The sequence below is a fragment of the Nonomuraea africana genome, assembly GCF_014873535.1.
GTDB lineage: Bacteria > Actinomycetota > Actinomycetes > Streptosporangiales > Streptosporangiaceae > Nonomuraea > Nonomuraea africana.
This window is the reverse complement of record NZ_JADBEF010000001.1, coordinates 419918-441475: the sequence shown is the minus strand read 5'-3', so window position 1 is coordinate 441475 and position 21558 is coordinate 419918. Positions and strand designations below refer to the sequence as shown.

Annotated in this window: 22 protein-coding genes and 2 pseudogenes; 9 read left to right on the top strand and 15 right to left on the bottom strand. The window is 67.7% G+C overall.

What is annotated here, in order from left to right:
* Positions 1 to 92 precede the first annotated feature (92 nt).
* A complete protein-coding gene (locus H4W81_RS01995) occupies positions 93 to 338 on the top strand; it encodes a hypothetical protein (RefSeq protein WP_225958411.1) in 246 nt (81 codons plus the stop codon).
* Positions 339 to 427: 89 nt separating this feature from the next.
* Here the strand turns inward: H4W81_RS01995 and H4W81_RS01990 are convergent, their stop codons facing one another.
* The 3 genes from H4W81_RS01990 to H4W81_RS01980 all read right to left on the bottom strand — a co-directional run bounded on the left by H4W81_RS01990 (position 428) and on the right by H4W81_RS01980 (position 2839).
* Complete coding sequence (locus H4W81_RS01990; protein WP_192773203.1) at positions 428 to 808, bottom strand: hypothetical protein; 381 nt, start codon at positions 806 to 808, stop codon at positions 428 to 430.
* Between the two features lie 312 nt (positions 809 to 1120).
* On the bottom strand, positions 1121 to 1351 hold the full coding sequence (locus H4W81_RS01985; protein ID WP_192773202.1) for a hypothetical protein: 231 nt from the start codon (positions 1349 to 1351) through the stop codon (positions 1121 to 1123).
* A gap of 66 nt (positions 1352 to 1417) precedes the next feature.
* On the bottom strand, positions 1418 to 2839 hold the full coding sequence (locus H4W81_RS01980; protein WP_192773201.1) for a LamG domain-containing protein: 1422 nt from the start codon (positions 2837 to 2839) through the stop codon (positions 1418 to 1420).
* A gap of 71 nt (positions 2840 to 2910) precedes the next feature.
* Between H4W81_RS01980 and H4W81_RS01975 the strand changes: the two are divergent.
* Positions 2911 to 3090, top strand: a pseudogene (locus H4W81_RS01975) (IS256 family transposase); the annotation flags it as partial.
* A gap of 404 nt (positions 3091 to 3494) precedes the next feature.
* Here H4W81_RS01975 and H4W81_RS01970 read toward each other — a convergent pair.
* The 4 genes from H4W81_RS01970 to H4W81_RS46630 all read right to left on the bottom strand — a co-directional run bounded on the left by H4W81_RS01970 (position 3495) and on the right by H4W81_RS46630 (position 6994).
* The gene (locus H4W81_RS01970) at positions 3495 to 4397 is read right to left on the bottom strand and encodes a hypothetical protein (RefSeq protein WP_192773200.1); all 903 of its coding nucleotides are present in this window, start codon (positions 4395 to 4397) and stop codon (positions 3495 to 3497) included.
* Positions 4394 to 5431, bottom strand: coding sequence for a hypothetical protein (locus H4W81_RS01965; protein WP_192773199.1), 1038 nt, complete (start codon positions 5429 to 5431; stop codon positions 4394 to 4396). The genes H4W81_RS01970 and H4W81_RS01965 overlap by 4 nt, the downstream gene beginning before the upstream one ends.
* Complete coding sequence (locus H4W81_RS01960; RefSeq protein WP_192773198.1) at positions 5424 to 6029, bottom strand: RNA polymerase sigma factor; 606 nt, start codon at positions 6027 to 6029, stop codon at positions 5424 to 5426. The genes H4W81_RS01965 and H4W81_RS01960 overlap by 8 nt, the downstream gene beginning before the upstream one ends.
* Positions 6030 to 6745: 716 nt before the next feature.
* Positions 6746 to 6994 (bottom strand): hypothetical protein, encoded by a 249-nt coding sequence (locus H4W81_RS46630; RefSeq protein WP_225960915.1) that lies wholly within the window; start codon positions 6992 to 6994, stop codon positions 6746 to 6748.
* Positions 6995 to 7061: 67 nt separating this feature from the next.
* Between H4W81_RS46630 and H4W81_RS49815 the strand changes: the two are divergent.
* A pseudogene (locus H4W81_RS49815) lies at positions 7062 to 7187 on the top strand (S8 family serine peptidase); the annotation flags it as partial.
* 22 nt (positions 7188 to 7209) lie between these two features.
* Positions 7210 to 9672 carry a S8 family serine peptidase gene (locus H4W81_RS01950; protein ID WP_192773197.1) on the top strand — a complete coding sequence of 821 codons (2463 nt, stop codon included), beginning with the start codon at positions 7210 to 7212 and terminating at the stop codon, positions 9670 to 9672.
* Between the two features lie 149 nt (positions 9673 to 9821).
* On the opposite strand, the gene H4W81_RS01945 is transcribed toward H4W81_RS01950, so the two are convergent.
* On the bottom strand, positions 9822 to 10064 hold the full coding sequence (locus tag H4W81_RS01945) for a hypothetical protein (protein ID WP_192773196.1): 243 nt from the start codon (positions 10062 to 10064) through the stop codon (positions 9822 to 9824).
* Positions 10065 to 10241: 177 nt separating this feature from the next.
* Here H4W81_RS01945 and H4W81_RS01940 point away from each other — a divergent pair, with 177 nt between their 5' ends.
* A complete protein-coding gene (locus H4W81_RS01940; protein WP_318781466.1) occupies positions 10242 to 10718 on the top strand; it encodes a CPBP family intramembrane glutamic endopeptidase in 477 nt (158 codons plus the stop codon).
* A 172-nt stretch (positions 10719 to 10890) separates the two neighbouring features.
* Here the strand turns inward: H4W81_RS01940 and H4W81_RS01935 are convergent, their stop codons facing one another.
* Positions 10891 to 11061, bottom strand: coding sequence for a hypothetical protein (locus tag H4W81_RS01935; RefSeq protein WP_192773195.1), 171 nt, complete (start codon positions 11059 to 11061; stop codon positions 10891 to 10893).
* A gap of 250 nt (positions 11062 to 11311) precedes the next feature.
* Complete coding sequence (locus tag H4W81_RS01930) at positions 11312 to 11890, bottom strand: TetR/AcrR family transcriptional regulator (RefSeq protein ID WP_225958410.1); 579 nt, start codon at positions 11888 to 11890, stop codon at positions 11312 to 11314.
* A 102-nt stretch (positions 11891 to 11992) separates the two neighbouring features.
* Here H4W81_RS01930 and H4W81_RS01925 point away from each other — a divergent pair, with 102 nt between their 5' ends.
* Positions 11993 to 12463, top strand: coding sequence for a nuclear transport factor 2 family protein (locus H4W81_RS01925; protein WP_192773194.1), 471 nt, complete (start codon positions 11993 to 11995; stop codon positions 12461 to 12463).
* Positions 12464 to 12629: 166 nt separating this feature from the next.
* On the opposite strand, the gene H4W81_RS01920 is transcribed toward H4W81_RS01925, so the two are convergent.
* Both H4W81_RS01920 and H4W81_RS01915 read right to left on the bottom strand, forming a co-directional pair.
* Positions 12630 to 13202, bottom strand: coding sequence for a site-specific integrase (locus H4W81_RS01920; RefSeq protein ID WP_192773193.1), 573 nt, complete (start codon positions 13200 to 13202; stop codon positions 12630 to 12632).
* Positions 13203 to 13984: 782 nt separating this feature from the next.
* Positions 13985 to 14437: a VOC family protein gene (locus H4W81_RS01915; protein WP_225958409.1), complete on the bottom strand. Its 453-nt coding sequence runs from the start codon at positions 14435 to 14437 to the stop codon at positions 13985 to 13987.
* A 1264-nt stretch (positions 14438 to 15701) separates the two neighbouring features.
* On the opposite strand from H4W81_RS01915, the gene H4W81_RS01910 reads away from it, so the two are divergent.
* Entirely contained in the window at positions 15702 to 16544 is an 843-nt protein-coding gene (locus H4W81_RS01910; protein WP_192773192.1) for an alpha/beta fold hydrolase, read from the top strand.
* 660 nt (positions 16545 to 17204) lie between these two features.
* Here the strand turns inward: H4W81_RS01910 and H4W81_RS46625 are convergent.
* The 3 genes from H4W81_RS46625 to H4W81_RS01900 all read right to left on the bottom strand — a co-directional run bounded on the left by H4W81_RS46625 (position 17205) and on the right by H4W81_RS01900 (position 19010).
* Positions 17205 to 17588, bottom strand: coding sequence for an integrase core domain-containing protein (locus H4W81_RS46625; RefSeq protein ID WP_225958408.1), 384 nt, complete (start codon positions 17586 to 17588; stop codon positions 17205 to 17207).
* 135 nt (positions 17589 to 17723) lie between these two features.
* Positions 17724 to 18176 (bottom strand): hypothetical protein, encoded by a 453-nt coding sequence (locus H4W81_RS46620; protein ID WP_225958407.1) that lies wholly within the window; start codon positions 18174 to 18176, stop codon positions 17724 to 17726.
* A gap of 252 nt (positions 18177 to 18428) precedes the next feature.
* Positions 18429 to 19010: a TetR/AcrR family transcriptional regulator gene (locus H4W81_RS01900; protein ID WP_225958406.1), complete on the bottom strand. Its 582-nt coding sequence runs from the start codon at positions 19008 to 19010 to the stop codon at positions 18429 to 18431.
* Positions 19011 to 19092: 82 nt separating this feature from the next.
* Here H4W81_RS01900 and H4W81_RS01895 point away from each other — a divergent pair, with 82 nt between their 5' ends.
* Both H4W81_RS01895 and H4W81_RS01890 read left to right on the top strand, forming a co-directional pair.
* On the top strand, positions 19093 to 21024 hold the full coding sequence (locus H4W81_RS01895) for a fumarylacetoacetate hydrolase family protein (protein WP_192773191.1): 1932 nt from the start codon (positions 19093 to 19095) through the stop codon (positions 21022 to 21024).
* A gap of 73 nt (positions 21025 to 21097) precedes the next feature.
* Positions 21098 to 21553 carry a DUF6463 family protein gene (locus H4W81_RS01890; RefSeq protein WP_192773190.1) on the top strand — a complete coding sequence of 152 codons (456 nt, stop codon included), beginning with the start codon at positions 21098 to 21100 and terminating at the stop codon, positions 21551 to 21553.
* The last annotated feature ends 5 nt before the right edge of the window (positions 21554 to 21558 follow it).

Below are 21558 nucleotides of genomic sequence, written 5' to 3'. Positions count from 1 at the left end.
CACCGACTCGCTTCCGGCCCTCAGGCATGCCAGGAAGGACCCAGCCCATGCCAGCCTTCGTCCTCGCCAGACGCCGACCCCATAATCTTTGTATGGCTCATCCAGACATGGACGCGGATTACTGGACCATGGCGGACATCGCCGACTACCTCGAGGTCAAGCTCCGCACGGTCCACACCTACCGGCAGCGCCGCAAGGACGGAGACCCCAACGGCCTGCCGCCCGAGGACAAGATGATCGGACGCACGCCCGTCTGGAAACCCGCCACGATCACCAGCTGGCCGCGGCCAGGCCGAGGCGCCGGCGGGGGCCGGCCACGTAAGGACGACGAGTTCTAGCGCCCGTCCGCGGCGAGGTTGCGCGGCACGTGGCTGTAGTCCTCGCCTCGCTGCGCAGGGGGTGCCCGAGGACCTACCAAAGGAGGGTCCTAGCAGGTAGACGGGCAGAACTCCCAGAAGTCGAACTTCCAGCCTGCTGCCGTGCACCTCCATTCGTGTATTTCATTGAAGTACTGCTTCGCCATTCCAAACCGTTCGAAAACTTCGTAGATCTGGGTTAGCGTCAGCGATGGCATCAGAAATCTGTAGGACCCGCCAGAGACGGCCCCTTTGTTAAATCGAAGGCTGTTGGCGAACGCATTGAAGTCAGGTTCGGGGAGCGTGGCGAACGGTCCTTCCTTGTCGTTTTCTCGAACATAGCGCAGATCGTCTACGGAGCGGATGATCCAGTCTGCGTCGCTGGCAGCCAGTGCGAGGAACTCTTCACCGTTGCGCGCGAGCTTGGACTTGTCGATGGGTGCGAGGTTCACGGCTGATCCCCTTGAGTGAAGGCGTGTGAAATTCGGTCGTTCGGATACAGGGTCACAGATTGGACATTATGGAAACAACTGGACTTGATTACTGATGTGAGAAAGCGAGGGCCATCATCTGATAGACCACAACGGCCTCAGTGATACGCAAGCCTCGACCTGGTCCGCCAAGCAATTGCGGGCCGCCTACGTGTGGCACACCCAGCTCAGCAACGCCGTGCCGCTGTGCCCGCCGCGCCGCGCTCTGTGGCGAGCCGACGCCTAGGCTGGCAGGTGCGAGCAGCCCACCAAGATCGAGAGCATCTGAAGGTCTCAGTCGGCGGCGAGCTTGCGCGCCACGTGGCTGTAGTCCTCGCCCTCGATCTTCTGGACGGCCGAGGCGGGCTGCCAGTCTTCGACGGGCGTGTAAACCTCGTCGATGGAGCGCGGCTGCGGAGTCAGCTCGACATGCCGCAGATGCGCCCACCAGCCATCCGCGCGGCGTTCCCATGCGAGGAGGCTGCGCCTGCGGCCGTCGTGCCAGACGCGGGGTAGATCGGTCACCGCCAACATCGACCCTGTCGAACACCTGCTCGAACATGACGAGCGTCGCGCCGTGGAGTGACAATCTCAGGCATGAATACAGGCACCCCTGTGCTGGCGATCTGTGAAATTCAGGGAGAAGGTTATGTCGTCGCAGCGGACCGTGGGTGCATATTCACGACCCGGAGCAGTGGGGAGTCCGATCACCTGGATCCCGAAGGGCAATTTGATGTTGCTGAGGACGTTCTGGTATTCCATCTTGTTCCAAAGAGGCCTCGCCTCGTTGAAGTAGGGAATCCCGCCGAACTCGAAGAGCAGGGGGCGAATCGTGCAGTTGTGTGAATCGCCCTCTGCGACGTCGGACTTGACGAGCCACTCGTTGTAGCCGTTGGCCTTCCATTTGCGGATCGTCTCCCTGCGCGGCTCGCCTTCGACGAGCTTGCACTGGGTGCCGTCGCTGCCGGTCAGCTGGACGTCCAGCTGAAGTGACTTCGTGTCGTCGAAGTCACCCGTCTCCTTACCGTCGTCGTAGCCCTTGATGTTTGCCAGGTGGGTCCACACCTTGATCTGATCGGGGTCGCGGCTTCCATCGCCCACAGCTGCGGAACCGTCGGCGGTTCCGAGGTAGGTGTGCATGACCACCGTGGCTTCGACCTTGTACCCGTCATCCGGCACGGGCGGGTACTTGTCCGGCTCCGACGGATGGAAGGTCCAGTCGCCGTAGGCAAGGAACTTGCTCCAGCAGCCACTGTAAGGACGAACGTCCGCCCAGCCAGGCGTCGCATACGGCGAACCAGAATTCGCTCGAGCCCTGGCGCAGTCTTCGAGGGTTTTCACCCTGTCGTAGTCGAACGGAGGAAGGGGGGCAGCAATGGCCTGCGATTCGTCTTCCTGCGAAGTCCGTGACTCGGCTTCCGCAGGCGATTTACGGACCGCGCGCTTCTCGGTGGCGCTCGGAAGGGTGTAGAGCGAGGTGATATCCCCCGCGGCCAAGGCCTGCTGGTAGAGCCGAACATTGTCGATGTCTCCGACCATGCGGCTACCGAGGGAAAGAGACCCCCTCGCACTCCAGGCGTCGGCGCTGACGCTCTCCGACTTGAGCAACGTGCCATTCAGATACAGAGCCACGCTCTTGGCGGTCGCATCGAAGACGCCCACGAGGTGGAACCATTCGTTGACCGGAGGCTCCACATCTGAGAACACACCTGCAGAAGCCGCGTCAGGCGTGTCGCCGGAGGTAAGGGTGAAGAACAGGCCTCTGTCCCGGCTGTTCCCCAACCGGAAGGCCGACTGCTGTGTACCGCGCTGTTCGATGGCGGTGAACTCGCCGTCCTTGTCGCTCCACCGCAGCCAGGCGGCAGCGGTGAAGCTCTGGTCGGTGCGGATCACCGGTCCAGCGGTCTGCGCCAGGGGCTCCTCGCCGGGCTGGGTGACGTCGACGGTGACCTGTCGCCAGTCCGACCAGGCCGAGGCGGCCTGGTCAGAGACCGCGCGCAGGCGCCAGCGCACCTTCCACCCGTCGGCGAGCTTGCCCCGCCGGGACGGCGATGCTCGCCTGAGTGCCCGAGGCGATGTTGTGGGCGGTCAAGGCCCGCGGCCACTTCCCGAACGAGCAGGCCGCGCTCAAGTGCGTCTACATGGCGATCATGAGCTTGGACCCGACCGGCAAGGGCCGCAAACGCTGGATCACCCGCTGGAAGGCCGCCCTCAACGCCTTCGCTATCACCTTCGAAGGCCGTCTCACCCCGACCACCCGATAACCCAATCAAGATCGAGTTACACCGTTAACTAGACAGACCCGATTACGGGGTCGAGTCAGGGTGTCAGCCTGATGCTCCATATGCGATCGCGGCGGTGATGGGCGCCACCATGAGTTCGTGCGTGCGTCCCAGCTGCTTGAGCGCGGTGCTCTTGCCGTGGTCTGCGGCCCGGAGACGATCAGTCCGCGGCCGCACAAGGACGGAGTCACATGGGTGATGTCATCCTCGGACTTTGACCCTGGTGCGGATCTCAGCCGTCCGCGCGTAGAGGAGCATCGGGTTGCCGTGTACAAGTACATCGTGCAGCCGTCGGACGGGATGCAGGTCGAGCAGCCCGAGGTGGCAGTCGGCGACGGCCATGGAGGCCGTAGCCCTGACGCCGACGTCAGGGCTACGGCAAAGGGTCAGCTCACGCCTGGAACGGCGGGCTTGTCATCCGTCCAACCAGCTTTGAACGTCTGCACGCCGGACTTGCCGAGCACCGCCTTGCCGCCGTCCTTGAGGTCGGTGTATTCGGCCAGCAGTGTCATGGTCTTGGTGTCCACCAGGAGTTGCTGCTTGAGCAATGTGCCCTTGCTGGAGGCGACGGGCAGGACAAGCTTCTGGCCGGAGCGGCCCAGCGGGTCCTCGGCCCGGCCGAGGTCGCTGACCCCCTTGGTGGTCTTGAGTACCTGGTAGGCGGCGGCCCGGACCTTGTCGGGCGCGGGGTTCGCGTACAGGAGTTGGGTGGCCCACTCGGCGACGTATCGGTCGAAGTTGACCAGCCAGTCGTTCTTCGTGGACTTCGGGGCGGTGGTCTTGGCCTCTTCCGCGGACTTGTCGATCCAGGCGTTGACGTCCGCGGCGAGGTACGTCCTGAGCGCCTCGACGTCCGTGGGCAGTGACTGGAGCTGCTGGAAGGTCACGAACTTCTCGCCCAGACGGAACCCGTCAGGCCTGCCCTTGGCCGCCGCGATGGAGCCCTTGTCCGGTTTGGTGGACAGATGGATCTTCATGCCCTCCGTGCGGTAGTCCCATGTGGTCGGCGACCCGTCGGCGCGCCAGGCCGCCTCGTCCTTCCCGGTCGCGGGCTTCGCGCCCAGTTCACGGAAGCCGTTCCAGCTCTTGCCCTCGGGCGAGAGCCACTCGGTGCTGATCCTGCGCTGCGTCAGGTAGTAGCCACTGCCGACCGCGTGGGGATGAGTCGTGGTGAAGATTGTCTCGACCCGCCAGTACGCCCCCTCCGGCGCGTCGGCGGACGCCGGAGCGGCGCCCGCGCCAGCGAAGATCAGCCCAGCGGCGACGGTAAGGGCGAGGGTGGATCTCATTCGTTCTCCTTCAACGGGTTGTCGTCCGCCCAGCGGCTGTCCTGGATCGCGGTGTACGTCAGGAGCAGGCCGTCTGCGACGGCGCGGGTTTCGATGGAAAGTGGTCTGCCGGAGAGGGGGTCGATCACCAGCCGGGTCCTGGTCGCCCCCGCGTAGTTCGGCGGGGCGAACTCGCCGGACTCGTACTCGATCGCCTGCCCGGCACGGCCCAGCGCGTCACTTACCTGCCCGACGGTGGTGACGCCGGGCGCTGAGGCGAGCAGCCGGTACGCGGCGGCCCTGGTCTCGCTCGTCACCGGCGCGAAGAACAGCAGCCGCGCCGCGGTGTCGATGGTGGTGCGGTCGTCGGCGTCGAAGAGCGCCTTGAGCCCCTCGGGGGTATCGGGCATCTCGCTCATCTTGGTCAGCGGCTTGCCCGCTGTGAGGATGCGGAAGTCCCAGTCCTCGGTCGACCAGGTCGACTGCTCGCCGGGCTCCGCCCGTACGGCACCGGAGTGTCCCGTTTCCGAGGTCTTGTCGTACGTCCATGACGTCGGCGAGCCGTCGACGCGCCAGGCCGCCTCGTCCTGGGGCGTCGCGGGCTTGGTTCCCTGAGGTGTCTGGCGGTACCAGCTGCGCCCTTCAGGGTCCGCGGGGATCCAGGTCTCGACCGACTCGCTCTCGCGCAGGACGTACCGGCCGCCAGGCTCGTGGAACTGCCGGCCGTTGACCTCCGTACGGCCCCACCACGCGCCCTCGTCGGGCATGGAGGCCACCGACTCCGCCGCGACCAGCAGGAACCGCTTGCCATCCGCTTGAGCGACCGTGCCAGAGGTGGCGGGCGCTCTCGGGGGCGCCGTCGGCGCGATCGCGATGGCCGCCGCGGCGGCCCCGGCCAGGACGAGCCCGAACGCGCTCCACCTGGCTGCTCTGCGGCCCCGCCGTACCCGCTCATGGGCGAACGCGGCGGCCAGCCGCTCGCGCCCGGCCCGCTCGACCTCGGGCGACAGGGGCGGCGCGGGCAGCAGCTCCCGCACCGCCTGGTAATCATCCATCAGAGCCTCCAAGCAAGGGGTTGACGCCGCCCAGGGCGGCACGAAGCTTCCTGCGCACCCGCGACAGACGGGATCCGACGGTGCCGTACGGGATGTCCAGCGCCTTGGCCACCTCTTCATGACTCAGCTCGCCCAGCGCGCTGAGCAGCAGCACGTCCCTGTCTCCTTCGGACAGCGCGCGCAGCTCGGCCGCGAGCCGCCCCTGCGCGCTCACGGCGTCGACGCGGGTGACCACGCGTTCCTCGTGTCCGTGCTCTGCGCCGTCGTGCGCGGTGGCGCTGCGTTGCAGCGCGGCCAGCCGCCTGGTCTCGGTACGCCGGTGCGACGAGATCAGGTTGGTGGCGAAGCCGTACAGCCACGGGCGGACCTCTCCACGCTCGGGATCGAACGCCTCGCGCTTCCTGAACGCGGCCAGGAAGACCTCCGCGGTGAGATCGTCGGCAGCCTGCCGGTCGAGTCGCCGTCCCAGGTACGCGTGAATCTCGCTCACGTACCGGTCATAGATCTCCCCGAACCGCTCGGGTCTTCGGCGCGACAGCTCCAGCAGGGCCGCGTCGCTGATCGTCTCCGATGGTTCGGTGAGATCCGGAGCCGTCATATTGGCAGTCACACCCCTTACTCAACCGATGGGGCGTTCTGCTTTCACGCCGGCCGTTTGGCGATTCCGGTGGGCATGGGCTGAGGAACGTGCTTGCCACGCTGGGCGGCTTAAGCCCACTGATCATCCGAAGTCGTCTCCCGGACCACCCACGATAAAGATCGAGCTCAGTGACCGTCTGGGGACATCGGGTCATCGCACTCCGTACGGTGAACCATCCGCGCCTCTGCCGATGGGCGACGCTGGCACCTCCACCCAGGACGTCGCTCCACCGCCGGCGACCCCACCGGTGAAAGCCGCAGGCGTATCCGGCGGAGTACATGTGGTCCGTCATTCGAGGCGGACCAGATGTACTCCGGCTGGAAGGACGATATGACAAGCAGACGACGAACGGCGGGCGCGCTGGTGGCGGGGGTCGTGATGATGGCGCTCGCCGCGCCGCAGGCAGCGGCCGAGGGCGGCCCCACGCCGGCACGGCCGACCGGCGAAGGCACCGCCCCGGTCACCGTCACCCTGATCACCGGAGACCGGGTGACGCTGACCGGCTCGAACGGCGGCGTCCTGGTCGAACGGGGTGCGGGCCGCACCGGGATCTCCTTCGTCACCGACGAGCGGGACGGGCGGCTACGAGTCTTGCCCAGCGACGCCGCCGCGCTGCTGCGCCAGGGACGACTTGATCCACGACTGTTCGACGTGACGACGCTCGTCGAGTTCGGCTACGACGACCGCCGCGACGACCTGCCGCTCATCGTGACCCGTTCGGGCCCGGCAGCCGCAGGCGGGTTGCGCTCGACCATGACCGCGGGCGGCGCCCGGGTGGCCCGGGAGTTGACCGCGGTGGACGGCTTGGCCGTCCGGACCGCGAAGAAGGACCGGGTCCGGTTCTGGAACGGCGTCACCGGCGGCGGGAGGGCCCTGTCCGACGGCGCGACGAAGATCTGGCTGGACGGTTTGCGCAAGCCCACGCTGGACGTTAGCGTCAAGCAGATAGGCGCGCCCGCCGCGTGGGAGAGCGGGCACACCGGCGCCGGCGTGAAGGTCGCGGTGCTCGACACCGGCGTGGACGCCACCCACCCCGATTTGGCCGACCGGGTGGGCGCGCAGGCCAACTTCACCGGGGCCCCCGATGCCGTTGACCGAAACGGGCACGGCACCCACATAGCCTCCACCATCGCCGGCAGTGGCGCGGCCTCCGCTGAAGTACAAGGGGGTCGCCCCCGGCGCCACCATCCTGGCCGGCAAGGTCTGCGAGATCTTCTGCGAGGAGTCGGCGGTTCTGGCGGGCATGCAGTGGGCCGGCGAGCAGGGCGCGAAGGTGGTCAACCTGAGCCTGGGCGGCACCGACTCCGTCGAGATCGACCCGCTGGAGTCGGCGGTGGCGACGCTCACCCAGCGCTACGGCACACTCTTCGTGATTGCCGCGGGCAACAGTGGCAACGAGCGGTCGGTGGAGTCACCGGCCAGCGCCGACGCGGCCCTGGCGGTGGGCGCCGTCACCAAGTCCGACGCGCTGGCCGACTTCTCCAGCCGGGGGCCGCGCATCGGCGACTCGGCGCTCAAACCCGAGATCACCGCGCCCGGGGTGGACATCGTCGCCGCGCGCGCCAAGGACGCATCGCACGGCGACGGCTCCTACACCTCGATGTCCGGCACCTCGATGGCCACCCCGCACGTCGCGGGGGCCGCGGCGATCCTGGCCGGGCAGCACCCGGACTGGACCGCGGGCACACTCAAGGCGGCGCTGATGGGATCGGCGCTCCCGAACCCGGCGCTGGGCGTCTTCGACCAGGGCGCCGGCCGCATCGACGTGGCGCGGGCCACGGCCCAGCCGGTGACCGCCGAACCCGGCGGCGTCAGCTTCGGCGTGCAGCAATGGCCACACGACGACGATGAACCCCTCACCCGGAAGGTCACATACCACAACCCCGGCACCACCCCGGTTTCCCTTGAGCTGTCCGTGGAGAACCAGGACGATGCGAAGCCGTTCACGGTGAGTCCCACCACCGTCACGGTGCCCGCGGGCGGGCAGGCCGACGTCTCGGTCACCGCCGACACCGCCAAAGCCCCGGTGGGCAACCTCGGCGGCCACCTAATCGCCGGCGGCGGCGACGTCCGGGTGAGCACCCCGCTGGCGGTGGAGAGCGAGAAAGAGACCTACGCGCTAACGCTCAAGCACACCAGCCGCGCCGGCAGTCCGACCGTTCACTACCTCACCACCCTGCGCCAGGCCGACCCCTCCGGCCCCGCCTACGAGATCCCCGTGCAGGACCCCGACGACAGCTCCGTCACGGTCCGGCTGCCCAAGGGCAGATGGCTGGTCAGGAGCGACCTCTTCGACGGCGAGCACACCACCCACCTGGTCCACCCGGACCTGGACCTCACCGAGGACCAGACCCTGGAACTGGACGCCCGCCTGGGCAAGCCGATCTCGGTCACCGTGCCCAACCCGTCGGCCGTGCAGGTCAGCGCCCAAGTGACCTACCACGACGGGAATTCCTCCTTTCACTTCACGTCGGATCGGTTCGAGAACATGGCGACCGCGCAGCTCGGCCCCGACCGGACCTACGACGCGGCGGTGACCAAAGTCGGCGGGACGTGGGCGCAGACCGGTGCAGACGGGAGCACCGACAACAGCCCCCGTGTCTACCACCTCGCGTGGTTCCACGACGGCGGCATGATCAGCAGGTTCCGCCGCGAGGTCGCCGACCGTGACCTGGCGGCCATCCACACCGACTACGCCGCCCACCTGACCGGCGGCCAGGGCCGCGCCGCCAGCGGCGCCTGGCTGCCCGGCAGGCGGATTTCCAACCTCCTGACCGAAACCAGGTTCACCACGCCGTCGGTTCACACCGAGTACGTCAACACCGACGGCGGCGCACAGTGGCGGCGCTATTTTTGGGAAAACGCCCCCGAAGGCGGGGAGACCGCCCTCGAATCGCCGCTCATCGACTACACACCCGGTCGCACCTACCCGGAATCGTGGAACCGGGGTGTCTTCTCTCCCGTCCTCCTCTCGGCGGACGAGAACGGTGGGCTGACCCGTACGGGAGACGTGATCCGGGCGAACGCGCCGATGTACGGCGACGGCGCCGGGCACGTCGGCCGGGCGGCAATCACCCGGGCGCGCACCGCGCTCTACCGCGACGGCGACCTGGTCGCCGAACAGCCCACGCTCGGGGGGAAGGGTTTCCCCGTCCCGCCCGGCGCCGCGGACTACCGGCTGGTCGTGGAGGCCGAACGGGGCGCCCCCGCCACCCTGTCGACCCGCACTTCCACTGCCTGGAGGTTCCGCTCCGAGCACGCCGAGGGTGACAACCCGCTGCCGCTGCCGGTCTCCGTTATCCGCTTCTCCCCCAAGCTGGACGCCCGCAACACCGCATCCAGCGGTGGGACCTACCGGATACCGGTCCGCGTGGAACGACAGCCTGGCTCGAGCGGCGGCGGGGTGCGCCGCCTCACCGTGGAGACTTCTTTCGACGACGGCGCCACCTGGAGCCCGGCCCAGATCCGCAAGGGCCAGGTCGTGGTGAACCACCCGGCCGTGGAGGGGTTCGTCTCCCTGCGCGCCAAGGCCGCCGACACCGCGGGCAACATCGTCGAGCAGACCGTCATCCGGGCTTACCGCATCGCATCCCGGAACTGATCGCGAGCCGTGGGATCATCGCCCACGGCGCGTCCCCGCCTGGTCCCGGCCGTCCTTCTCTTGACCGGTAGCTGCCCGGTCCGCGGAAGCACCGGGACTCGGGCGGGGACCTTCCCTCTCCATGGACGTTCAGATGGCGGTCGGCTTGGCTAACGGCCTTCCGGGGAGGACCGGACCGGATCCGCCGTCGGACCGCGACCTGTCGTTCGCTGAGCGCCGCGAGAACGGCCCCGGCCCAGTCCTGTTTTCGGACGGGCGATCTGACGCCGTAGCACCGCCACCTCGTGACGCAGCATCATGATCTCCACGTTCTTCGACGCTTGGCTGCGGCCCAGCAACATCAGCCAGCCGAACACCTGAACCGTGGTGAGGTAGAGCAGGCGAACAGACACAAGCCGTGATCTTGAGGGCAGTCCCGGACACGGTCAAGCCCCAGTTCAGAGGGGCCACGACGGCTTTTTGACGCGGTACAGGCGTCGCCGTACAGCAGCTCCTGGAGATAATTCCGATCCCCGTCGAACCCGCGACGCGGGAGCGACCCGATAGCTTCTGTCCGGTCCGCACCCGCCGTGACCTACGCCTTTCACGTGTGGATGACCGTGGTCTCGCTCTCGCTGACCCCGCTGGACAACATCGTCTACGACTGGTTCTTCACCTGGGTGGACTACCAGGGCGCCGGCCCCGACGGCACCACCTACCTCCAGGGCTACTCGCAGGACCTCGTGCTCACCACGCTACTCATCTGCGCGCCGTTCACCGGCTTCACCCTGCCCCTGCTCGAGGAGTACTACTTCCGCGGCTTCCTGCTGCCCCGCCTCCCGCAGCTCGGCAAGTGGGCCCCGTTCTTCAACACCTTCTTCTTCTCGGTGTACCACTTCTGGGCCCCTTGGACGGTCCTGTCGAAGCTCGTCTTCCTCTACCCGGGCGTCTGGCTCGCCTGGAAGAAGCAGGACATCCGCATCTCGATCGCCATGCACCCCGGCTCGGCGCTGCTGATGACCGTGGTCGGCGTCATCGCCCTCGCCTCCGGCGCCTACTCGATGTAAGACCGCCGAAACGAGGGGCGCCGTCCACCGGCAGAGGGCCGGACCCCGGGCTGGTGCTGGAGCCCGACATCGTGCACCAGGCACGGCTGGTCCCGCTGCTGCTGCCAACACCTCGCAGCTTGACCCACTTAGCTCCTGGGGTGTCTAACGCCACTGGCCGTTCCGTTGTTGCTCAAGGCCCGACCCGCGCCCGCACCTGTCGCTGGCCCAGTCCTTCGCTGATCGCGACACCTGGCTTCGCTGGGTCGACCGCGGCGTCCGGGAGCTGGTCGACCTGCCGCCCTGCCTGGCCGAGGACGGCCCCGTCGACGACCCCGAGCGATGCCTGCTGTTCGACGGCCATCCCGGCAAGCACTCCTTCGACCCGGACGTCGTCGAATTCGGCCGCGAGGCCTCCCCGGAGATGCAGCGCAGGATGGACGACTTGCTGGCCTCCTCCTCCCGAACGTGTCCCCCGCCGCCAACTAGCGACGCGGTCCTCTTCTCGGAGGCGCCGAGCTGGGGTTTCACCTCTCAGCCGTGCGTGTTCTCAGAAGTCGCGACCGTCCCGCACCGTCACCCTCCCGCACGGCGAAGGCGCCTGTGCCTCCCCGCTACGAGGGGAAGGCCAGTGTTGACATGTCGAGCGTCAGCAGAAGCTGCGCCGCGTGCTTGGCCTGGCGGGCCGCTGCGGGTGTGCCTGAGATAGCGGCGGTGGTCATGGCTCCCTCGGCCAGCAGGGCGATCTGGGTGCCGGTATCTGCTGCTGCTCCCGCAGCTGTTGCCAGTTCCCGCAGGTAGGCGTGGAAGGTGTCCTTGTGGTGGCGGGCCGCGGCAGCGACCTGGGGTGATGTGCCGCCCAGCTCGCCGAAGGAGTTGACGAAGGCGCACCCGTGGAAGTCGGGCTGGATGAACCAGTCTTCCAGCCAGTCGAAGACGGCGAGCAGCCGCTCCTGCGGGGTTTCCGCGGCTGTGTCGACATGGGTGGCAAGGCTTTGGAGCCAGCGGGTGTCCCTGCGGGTCAGGTAGGCCTCGACGAGGTCGCCCTTGGAGGGGAACAGCTGATAGAGGCGCCGCAGCGTGACGCCCGAGGCGTCGCGGATCACGTCCATGCCGACAGCTTGGATACCTCGGGCGTAGAAGAGGTCTTCGGCGGCGTCCAGGATGCGCTCGCGTGCCAGATCGGTGTCCAAAATTTCTGCCCCCTTGCATGAGAACCATCGTTCTCATAGTATCAGGGCACATCGCGAGAACGAGCGTTCTCGCTGTCGTATGGCTTCCCAGAGGAGTGCCTCATGTCCGAGCAGCGTCCCCCGTTCCCGCCGTTCACCCGGGAAACGGCGATCACCAAGGCCCGCCTGGCCGAAGACGGCTGGAACACCCGCGACCCCGAAAAGGTCGCCCTCGCCTACACGCCCGACTCGCGCTGGCGCAACCGCGCGGAGTTCGTCACCGGCCGCGACGAGATCGTGAAGTTCCTGACCCGCAAATGGAACCGGGAACTGGACTACCGCCTCATCAAGGAGTTGTGGGCGTTCGACGGGAACCGCATCGCGGTGCGGTTCGCCTACGAGTACCACGACGACTCCGGCCAGTGGTACCGCGCCTATGGCAACGAGAACTGGGAGTTCGACGACAACGGCCTCATGCGCGCGCGCCACGCGAGCATCAACGACCTGCCCATCGCCGAGGAGGAGCGCAAGTACCACTGGCCGCTGGGCCGCCGGCCCGACGATCACCCGGGTCTGTCCGACCTCGGGCTGTAAAACCCCACCCGGCGGCTGGCCAGCAGCGCGACCGCTGGCGGAGTGGGACGACTTCGAATACACCCCCTTCGACTCACCCCAGCTCTTGCCGAGTCTTCGTGCTCGGCAAGAGCTGGGACGTGCACCAGGTCACCGGCAAGGTCGGAGCGGCCACATTCGTGCACATCTAATTCCTGGAGGACGGCGTCATCCAGCGATTCGAGAACGTCTTCGACACGCACGCCCTCACGCAGTAGCAAACACAGATGGCCGCCACCGCCTGTGGTTCGCGGCCGATCGTACGACAAGGAGCAGCAAGATGTCCGAGAAGCAGACCAACCCCACCCCCGTCCTCGAGCCCGCCGCCGTCGCGGCCCTTGCCGCGGATCCGCAACTCGCCCTTGCAGGCCGATAGCCGGATGTCGGCCAGGTCGAGCACGACGACTTCGGCGATGCGCAGGCCGGCGAAGTAGGGCAGCAGGGCGAGGGCTTTGTCGCGCGGGGTGGCGGTGAGCTGGACGTGGCGGACGTAGCGGCGGGCGCGGCGTTCGTCCAGGGTGCGGGGGGCGGTGCGGCGGGAGTCGCGTTCGCGGCGGGCCTGGGGTTTGCCGAGGCCGCGGCGGGCGTGGAAGTCGTCGATGGCCGACAGGTAGGTGTCGATGGTGTTGGGGGCGCGGCGGCCGTTCTTCAGGTGGCGGCGGAAGTCGCGCACGGCGCCGGTGGCGGCGATGGGGTCGGTGAGCGGGTCGCCGTCGAGCACGTCGGCGTCGGCCTGGCCAGCGAGCCAGGCCAGGTAGCCGCGCAGCCGGGAGTGGAACTTGGTCTTGCTGGAGTCGGCCAGCGGTGAGCGCTCGAGCGCGGTGGCGTACTGGTCGAGGATCGCCGCATATGGGCCGGGGAGCGCGACGGTCCGGGACCAGTTTGTGTTTCCAGAAGCTGTTCAGGGGGTCTGCGCGATCTCTGGGATTGTGTTTCCGAAGTCACTCCTGGAGTCCACTTAAGTGATTCCGGAAGTCGGATTGATCGGTGTGGATCTGACGCCTTGCCTCGGCCGGCAAACTGCCTCACGGTGCGAGGAGGTGTGAACGAGGTCGGGTTGTGCGCCCCCGCTTCACCCCACCGCTACGACGGCAGAGCGACGGTGGTCTTCCACCTCCGTTCGGACAAGCAGCGCTTTCCCATGGCGCACTGACACATTTCTTACCGGCACCCCTTCTAGCGGACGGCGCCAAGTGGCTCGCCGCACTCCTCGGCGGACTCACCGCCGGCGGGGCCACCCTGTGGGGACTCCTCGACTGGTTCGGCCGCAGCCCATGACCCGGTTCGCCCTCCGGGGCGCACGTCGAGGTTCTGCACCCCCTGAGGGCCCGTCTCGTGTAAAGGCAGGCCGCGACCATCTTGTCTTGCCCCTCACCGGAGCCGCCGACGCCGCGAGCCTGCCCGCGCCGGACGCGCCGTGGCGCGACGCCCGCACCTGGCTCATGCGAGGATGATCCGCTGACCTCGGCATGCGCCCTCGCGCCCGTCCCCGGCCGGACGGGGTCAGGCGGGCGAGTCGGCGTAGACGCCGTGCAGCATGCCGGTGGCCTGGCCGACCTCGATGAGGTGCCCGTCCGGGTCGCGCATGTAGCAGCGGATCTCGGCCTTGCGGTCGATCGGCTCGGTGAGGAACCGGACGCCGAGCGACGTCGCGTGCGTGTGGAAGGCGGCGATGTCGGCGACGCGGACGTTCATGAACGCGGTCACCGGGTCGCCGGGCTCGGGCGCCCGCAGCGTGACGTCCGGTTTGTCCGGGGTGGGGCCGCCACCGGGGTTCATGATGATCCACGTGTTGGCGACCTTCACGATCGCCGGGTTCTCTTCAAGGACGACCTCGCCGCCCAGGACGTCCGCGTAGAACGCGCGCGAGCGGGCCACGTCCCGGACGGTCAGGAAGTGCGTGACCACGAGCCCCTCGACGGGCGCGGGCAGCTGTTCGCGGTCGACCATGCTCATCCCCTCACAGGTTGTGGTGCGCTTTGTGCGCCCAGCGGGCGGGGTCGGCCTCCAGGGCGTCCCGGTCCCAGTGGGCGAGCTCGGCGGCGGCCTCGTTGCAAGGTGTCGCGGGTCTCGTGCCACTCGGCCACGCGCAGCCGCGGCCAGACCTGCCGTCCCATCGCCGTCCCCCTCGGCCGGATCGGTCGTGCGCCGTTCTCGCGCAAGGGGGTCATACCCGGCCGGACGGGGGTTAGCCGGGCAACGAACGTCACATATCGACCGGCCCCGCTCGACACCTGCCCTCGGAAGGTCGAAGGTGCGCACGCGCCCGTCAAAGGTGCGCACCTCCACCTCGCCGCCCAAGCGCCGCTCCAGGTCGATGACACGCGCCTCGATCCGCTCGACGCACTCCAGCACCCGTGCGAGCACCTGCTCGGACTGCCTCATCCACTCCCCTGCAGGGTGGGTCTTCCGATCCTCGAGCAGCCGGCGAGCTTGTTCCATGAGGTCGGTCCTGGCCTCGCCGTACTCCTGCCAAGCATGCGCGCCGAGAATCTCTGTGATACCCGCCTCGACCTGGTCGCACCAGGCTCTCAGCAAGTCCGCGATCGCATGAATGCCAGTCTCGAGTGACTGGTAGTCACCCTTCTCGGCGTAGATCTGGTTTGCGCGCTCGGTCCAGTAGCTCTCGGGCCCTGCGTACTGCCGGAAGAACTCCAGCGCAGCAGCCGTCAGACCCCAAAGAGGGGACATGAGTTTCTTGTCGCCCACCTTCCAGTGGCCAGGCCAGCCGGGTTCCTCGTTCTGCCAGACCAGATCCTTCTGGAGCTCAACAGCGAGTCCCCGGGCGTAGGCTCTCGGGGAGCAATGGAACGATCAGTGGCGCGATCGTGTGCTGTCGCTCCTCGGGTGACAGCGGAGCCAGCAGTTCGTCCTGGCATTCGGCCAGCCGCTTGCGCATGCTCCGCTACCGGTTCTGACCCCGCACCAGCGGTGGTGGTGGCGGGCAACCAAGAAGCGTGGGCAGGAGTGGCGGTGAGCCAGGGCGGTGATGGTCGGGCGGAGAATCTGGCCTGAAAATTACTTGGGAGGATGGCGTTCGGAGAATCGTTCCCGCTGGTGCCGGGCATCACAAGCGGGACCGTCGGGCAACGCAGAGCCGATCCCCGGCGCGGCGTCAACGTGACCCGGGTCTCGCTTTCACGGAGAAGTCCCGGCATAGACGGTCAACACGGTCTGATCGCGAGAACGAGCGTTCTCCGGATCCAAGAGGAGCGGCTTCATGGGCTACATGAGGGTCGGTACCGAGAACAGCACCACCATCGAGCTGTACTACGAGGACCAGGGATCCGGTCAGCCGGTCGTCCTGATCCACGGCTATCCCTTGAACGGGCACAGCTGGGAGCTCCAGACCCGCGAGCTACTCGCCGCCGGTTACCGGGTCATCACCTACGACCGCCGCGGCTTCGGCCAGTCCAGCAAGGTCGGCAGCGGCTACGACTACGACACCTTCGCCGCTGACCTGAACACCCTCCTGGAGACGCTGGATCTGCGCGACGTCATCCTCGTCGGGTTCTCCATGGGCACCGGCGAACTCGCCCGCTATGTGAAGACCTACGGCCACGAGCGGGTGGCCAAGCTGGCGTTCCTGGCGTCGCTGGAGCCGTTCCTGGTGGCGGCCGACGACAACCCCACCGGAGTGCCGCAGTCGGTGTTCGACGGCATCGCCGACACGGCCCGGGCCGACCGCTACGCCTGGTTCACCCAGTTCTACAAGGACTTCTACAACCTGGACGAGAACCTGGGCAGCAGGATCAGCCAGGAGGTCGTCACCGCCAACTGGAACACCGCCACCACCTCCGCCCCGGTCGCCGCCTACGCGGTGGTGTCCGCCTGGATCGAGGACTTCCGCGAGGACGTGGCCGCGGTCCGCGCCGCCGGCAAGCCGTCACTGATCTTGCACGGAACCCAGGACAACATCCTCCCTATCGACGCCACCGGACGCCCCTTCCACGAGGCGTTCCCGGAGGCGGAGTACGTCGAGATCGAGGGCGCGCCGCACGGCCTGCTGTGGACGCACGCCGCCGAGGTCAACGAGGCGATGCTGGCCTTCGTCGGCAAATGACCCGGACGGACCCCGGGAGCGCGGCCGGCCTGTGCCGGCCCACGCTTCTTCTCGACTTCGGGATACGGGGGTCTTCTCGCGAGCGTGTCCCCAACCGCCACCTAGATCCAAGAGTCTCGAAGCTCCGGCGACACTCGAGGTAGGACGCGGCCCGCACGGAGCAAGAACGTACGCCAAGCTGTGGATCTTTGGAGCTGGCGTGGTTGCGGGTGCCGATTAATCATCCGGCCAGGTCAAGCCACGTGCCGGTACTCCTTCAGGACACCTCCGAGTCGATCACGTCGGCGGACGTCGAACAGGGTGATCGAGGCAGCGTCGATGTCGGAGTCGGAGAGCGGTCGAAGCGGGCAGCATGTTGGAGAGCCCGGTGGGGCCGGTGTTCGTTGTAGAAGGTCTCGAACTCGCGCAGCGCATACAGAAGGTGGCGCTAGTTCCAGATCAAGGTTCGGTCCAGCAGCTCGCGCCGGCAGGTCTGGATCCATCGCTCCATGATGGAGTTCATCCGCGGCATTGCGGGTGCCGAAAATTCATCCGTTCAGGTCAAGCGGCATGTCGGTACGCCCTGAGGACACCGCCCAGACGATCATGTCGACGGACGTCGAGCTGAGCGATCTGGGCTCGGTCGGCGCCCGGGCCGGGGAGCGGTCGGAGCGGGGCGGCCTACCGGAGGGTCCGGTGTGGCCGGTGACCGTTGTAGAACGTCTCGAACTCGCGTAGGGCATGAAGCAGGTGGCGCTGGTTCCAGATCAAGGTGCGGTCCAGCAGTTCACGCCGGCAGGTCTGGATCCACCGCTCCATGATGGCGTTCATCCGGGGAATCCGGATACCAGTCGTGACGACTCGAATCCCGGCATCAGCCAGCGCGGCGTCGAAGGCCGCAGAGAACTTCGCATCGCGGTCACGGATGAGGAACCTGGCCGCGCTGCCCGCCTCTTGCAGGTCCATGATGAGGTTCCGTCCGAGCTGGGTGACCCACTGGCCGGTGGGGTGCACGGTGGCGCCGAGGATCCGGACACGCCGGGTGGCGTGCTCAATGACGGCCATGACGTACAGCCGTGCCCCCGGTCAAGGTGCGGACCTCGAAGAAGTCACAAGCCAGCAACGCATCCGCCTGGCTGCGCAGGAAGCCGGACCAGGTGGTGTGCTGCCGCTCGGGGGCTGGGTCGATGCCGTGAACCTTCAAGGTTCCCACACGGTGGAGGCGGCGACCGTGATAGCGAGCGCGGCCAGCTCGCCGTGGATGCGCCGGTACCCCCAGGAGGGGTTCTCCCGAGCCAGGCGCAGCACCAGCAGGCGGATGGAGGAGATGGTGCGCGGCCGTCCTCGGCGCCGAGGCGTGCAGGCTGCGGAGTGGCCGCGTCTGAGCAGATCGCGGTGCCAGCGCAGGATGGTCTCCGGGCGTACCAGCAGCGTGAGGTGGCGCAGTTTGTCCATCGACAGGTGGCCGAGCAGTCCGGCGAGCAGGAAGCGGTCGCCGGGCGTGAGGGCGGGCTTGGCCACCTGGCGCTGCAGGACCGCCACCTGGTGCCGCAGCACCAGGATCTCGATCTCCTTGTCACGATCGCTTTCCGGCAGCAGCCGCATGAACGCGAAGACGGTTGTCACGGTGAGGTAGACCAGGCGCAGCAGCACGACAGGTCATCATGCCGCGGCGACGTAAGCCTCACGACTCCAAGATCCGAGGTACGTGATCACCAGTCAGCACTCTGGCCTGCGCGGATGAATTTTCGGCACCCGCAGATCTGTAGGGATGGATCGTCCGCCGTTCGACACTCAGTGATGAGCCCCGCCTGGTCAACGCCCGGAGCGGGCTGGGCAGGCTCGCCGCGCTCACCTGCGGAGGGATGCGCCAGGGGTGCCGTGAGCCGTGAAGGCGGCGCGGTGTCAGGGCTGGCGGAGGCCCGCCGGCAGCAGGGCGCGGATTGCGGCGCGGACGGCCTCGAGGTCCACCGCCTCGGGAGCGACCCGCCACTGGGCGTGAACGCCGATGATGGCCCCCACCAGCAGGACTGTGAACGCCTCCGGGGTGGTTCCCGGGGGTAGCGCCTCCGCCGGTATTCGGGCCCGTACCGTCTGACGGAGCGCTGCATGCAGCCGCGCATAGTGCTCGCGGATCGGCGAGTCGACCTCCACGACCTCGGCGAGCAGAGTGATGAACAAGCGCGTGGCAGGCAGGCGGATGAAGCTCATGACCTGGTCCAGCGAGTCGCCGGGGAGTTCGCCTGGGGACGAGGGGAAACCGGTCAGCACGGTCTGGAGCTGGTCGTCGACCACCGCTTCCAGCAGGCCCAGCTTGTTGCCGAAGTGCCAGGGGATGGAGCCGCGGCTGATGCCGGCCTTGTCGGCGATGTCGATGAAGCTCGTCTGCCGGTATCCCTTCTCGGCGAAGAGCTCGGCGGCGGCCGCCACCAGCAGTCGGCGGGACTCTTGAGTCCTCTCGATACGTCGCGTGGCCATGCGGTCCATCTAACCAGGTATGCCGGATGGCAGACCAAATGCTGCCCGATATAGCCTGTGTTGGCGAACATAGAACTCAAGGAGGTTCTCCATGCGTTGGGTGACCTACGCGACGGACAACGGAGACCGCGTCGGCGTGATCGGCGAAGACCGGATCCATCCCGCCGCATCGCACGTCAGCCTGATCGAGCTCATCGGCAGGGGCGCCGAGGAGCTGAGAGCGACCGGGGAAGCGGCCCTGGCCTCGGCGGCACAGACGGTTCCGCTGACCGAGGCCAGGCTGCGCGCGCCGATCCCGCGCCCGCCCTCGGTCCGCGACTGCCTGTGCTTCCTGGACCACATGCGCAACTGCCTGCAGGCCGCCGGTCAGCCACGCACGCTCAAGGACGCCTGGTACCAGATCCCGGCCTTCTACTTCGCCTGCCCCTCGACGATCGCCGGCCCGTACGACGATGTGACGATCTCGCCCGGCAGCGCCTGGTTCGACTTCGAGCTGGAGATCGCCGCGGTCATCGGCCCGGGCGGCCGGGACCTCACGCCGGAGCAGGCTGAGGAGCACATCATCGGCTACACCATCTACAACGACTGGTCGGCACGCGACCTCCAGATGCGCGAGACGCCGCTGGCGATCGGCCAGGCCAAGGGCAAGGACGGCGCGACCACGCTCGGTCCGTACCTGGTCACCCCGGACGAGCTGGAGCCCTACCGCCGCGACGGCAGGCTCGCCCTGCGGGTCGAGGCGAAGGTCAACGGGAGGACCATCGGCTCGGGCCGTACCGACGCCATGGACTGGAGCTTCGGCGAGGTCATCTCCTACGCCTCGCGCGGTGTGGACCTGCTGCCCGGTGACGTGTTCGGTTCGGGTACGGTACCCGGCTGCTGCCTCATCGAGCACCTGTCCCTCACCGATCCGGCCGCCTTCCCCGGCTGGTTGCGGGACGGCGACGTCGTCGAGCTGACGGTCGAGGGGCTGGGCCGTACCCGCCAGACCGTCCGCGCGTCCGCCGCGCCGTACCTGCTGACCCCCCGGCACAACCCCGACCGGCGGACGCCACGCCCGCGCGTCAACCGCGCCCCGTCGAAACTGCCCTACACGCGCGGCCTGCACGAGGTCGGCGCGGGCGTGTGGGCCTGGCTGCTGCCCGATGGCGGGTACGGCTGGAGCAACGCGGGACTAATCGCGGGCGAAGGCGCCTCCCTCCTGGTCGACACGCTGTTCGACCTGCCGCTGACGGCCGAGATGTTGGACGCCATGCGCGGCATCACCGATCGGCACCCGCTCACCCACGCCGTCATCACCCACTCCAACGGCGACCACACCCACGGCAACCAACTGCTGGACGAGGAGGTACAGATCATCGCCGCGGAGGCCACCTGCACCGAGATGCGGCATGAGATGCCTCCTGAGATGCTGACCGCCACCCAGGTCGCGGACATGGGACCGGCGACCGGCTACTTTCGCGAACGCTTCGGTGCCTTCGACTTCAGCGGCATCCGCCTGCGGCTGCCCGACCTGACCTATGAATGGGAACTGACCCTCGACGTCGGCGGCCGCGAGGTGCGGGTGATGAACCTCGGCCCCGCCCACACCGGCGCCGACTCAGTCGTGCACGTGCCGGACACGGGCGTGCTCTTCGCGGGCGACCTGCTGTTCGTCGGCTGCACCCCGATCGTGTGGAGCGGCCCGATCGCCAACTGGATCGCCGCCTGCGACAAGATGATCGACACCGGCGCCAGCACGATCGTCCCCGGCCACGGCCCGATCACCGACCCCGACGGGATCCGCGCGGTGCGCGGCTACCTCACCCACGTGGTCGCGCAGGCGGACGCCGCCCACGCCCGCGGCCTGTCCTACTCCGAGGCGCTCGCCGCAGTGGACCTCGACGAGTACGTCACCTGGCTGGACGCCGAGCGGATCGTGGTCAACCTCTACCGCCGCTACCGCGAACTCGACCCCACCACCACACCCCAGCTGGACCAGATGACGCTGATGGCCATGATGGCCGAAAGAGGGCTCTCGTGAACCTGCCGCAATCGGAACAAGCCTGGCGCGACCGCAGCCATGCGGAGGCGGAGTACCAAGAAGGGACGTCACGATGAACTCCAGAAAGCGGCTGCTCCGCTGGGCGAGCGGGATCATGCTCGTGCTGGGCATAGGACACCTGTCCTTGCTGGCACTGGTCGACTGGGAAGCCATCACCGGCTGGGTGGATCGGGGGATGTGGGCAGCGGTCCCTCTCGTGCTCACCGATGGGGGCGCCGTTGAGCCGGTGGAGTCCCTTCAGAACAAGATCACCTTCTGGGCCGGTCCGGGAGGCTTCTCCGTGCCCCTCGTTCTTTTGGGTGGCCTGACATGGCACCTCGCTGGACGCAGGGTGGCTGTGCCCGCCTGGATCGGCTGGGGCCTCGCGACATGGTGTGTGCTGGGCGGCGTCCTTCTTGTGCCATCCCCGTACTTCGCCGGGGTCGTCTCCGGGGCACTCATCATCTTGGCAGCGCGGAAAAAAGATCGGCAAGGAGCAGCCCAAGACCGGGAGATGGACCTGGCGTGATTCGC

Excerpts from the sequence above, each read along its gene's own strand:
- H4W81_RS01995 (WP_225958411.1), top strand. The coding sequence starts at position 93 with ATGGCTCATCCAGACATGGACGCGGATTACTGGACCATGGCGGACATC.
- H4W81_RS01970 (WP_192773200.1), bottom strand. The coding sequence starts at position 4,397 with ATGAGATCCACCCTCGCCCTTACCGTCGCCGCTGGGCTGATCTTCGCT.
- H4W81_RS01965 (WP_192773199.1), bottom strand. The coding sequence starts at position 5,431 with ATGGATGATTACCAGGCGGTGCGGGAGCTGCTGCCCGCGCCGCCCCTG.
- H4W81_RS01960 (WP_192773198.1), bottom strand. The coding sequence starts at position 6,029 with ATGACGGCTCCGGATCTCACCGAACCATCGGAGACGATCAGCGACGCG.
- H4W81_RS01935 (WP_192773195.1), bottom strand. The coding sequence starts at position 11,061 with ATGGCCGTCGAACAGCAGGCATCGCTCGGGGTCGTCGACGGGGCCGTC.
- H4W81_RS01925 (WP_192773194.1), top strand. The coding sequence starts at position 11,993 with ATGTCCGAGCAGCGTCCCCCGTTCCCGCCGTTCACCCGGGAAACGGCG.
- H4W81_RS01915 (WP_225958409.1), bottom strand. The coding sequence starts at position 14,437 with ATGAGCATGGTCGACCGCGAACAGCTGCCCGCGCCCGTCGAGGGGCTC.
- H4W81_RS01910 (WP_192773192.1), top strand. The coding sequence starts at position 15,702 with ATGGGCTACATGAGGGTCGGTACCGAGAACAGCACCACCATCGAGCTG.
- H4W81_RS46625 (WP_225958408.1), bottom strand. The coding sequence starts at position 17,588 with ATGGCCGTCATTGAGCACGCCACCCGGCGTGTCCGGATCCTCGGCGCC.
- H4W81_RS01900 (WP_225958406.1), bottom strand. The coding sequence starts at position 19,010 with ATGGACCGCATGGCCACGCGACGTATCGAGAGGACTCAAGAGTCCCGC.
- H4W81_RS01895 (WP_192773191.1), top strand. The coding sequence starts at position 19,093 with ATGCGTTGGGTGACCTACGCGACGGACAACGGAGACCGCGTCGGCGTG.
- H4W81_RS01890 (WP_192773190.1), top strand. The coding sequence starts at position 21,098 with ATGAACTCCAGAAAGCGGCTGCTCCGCTGGGCGAGCGGGATCATGCTC.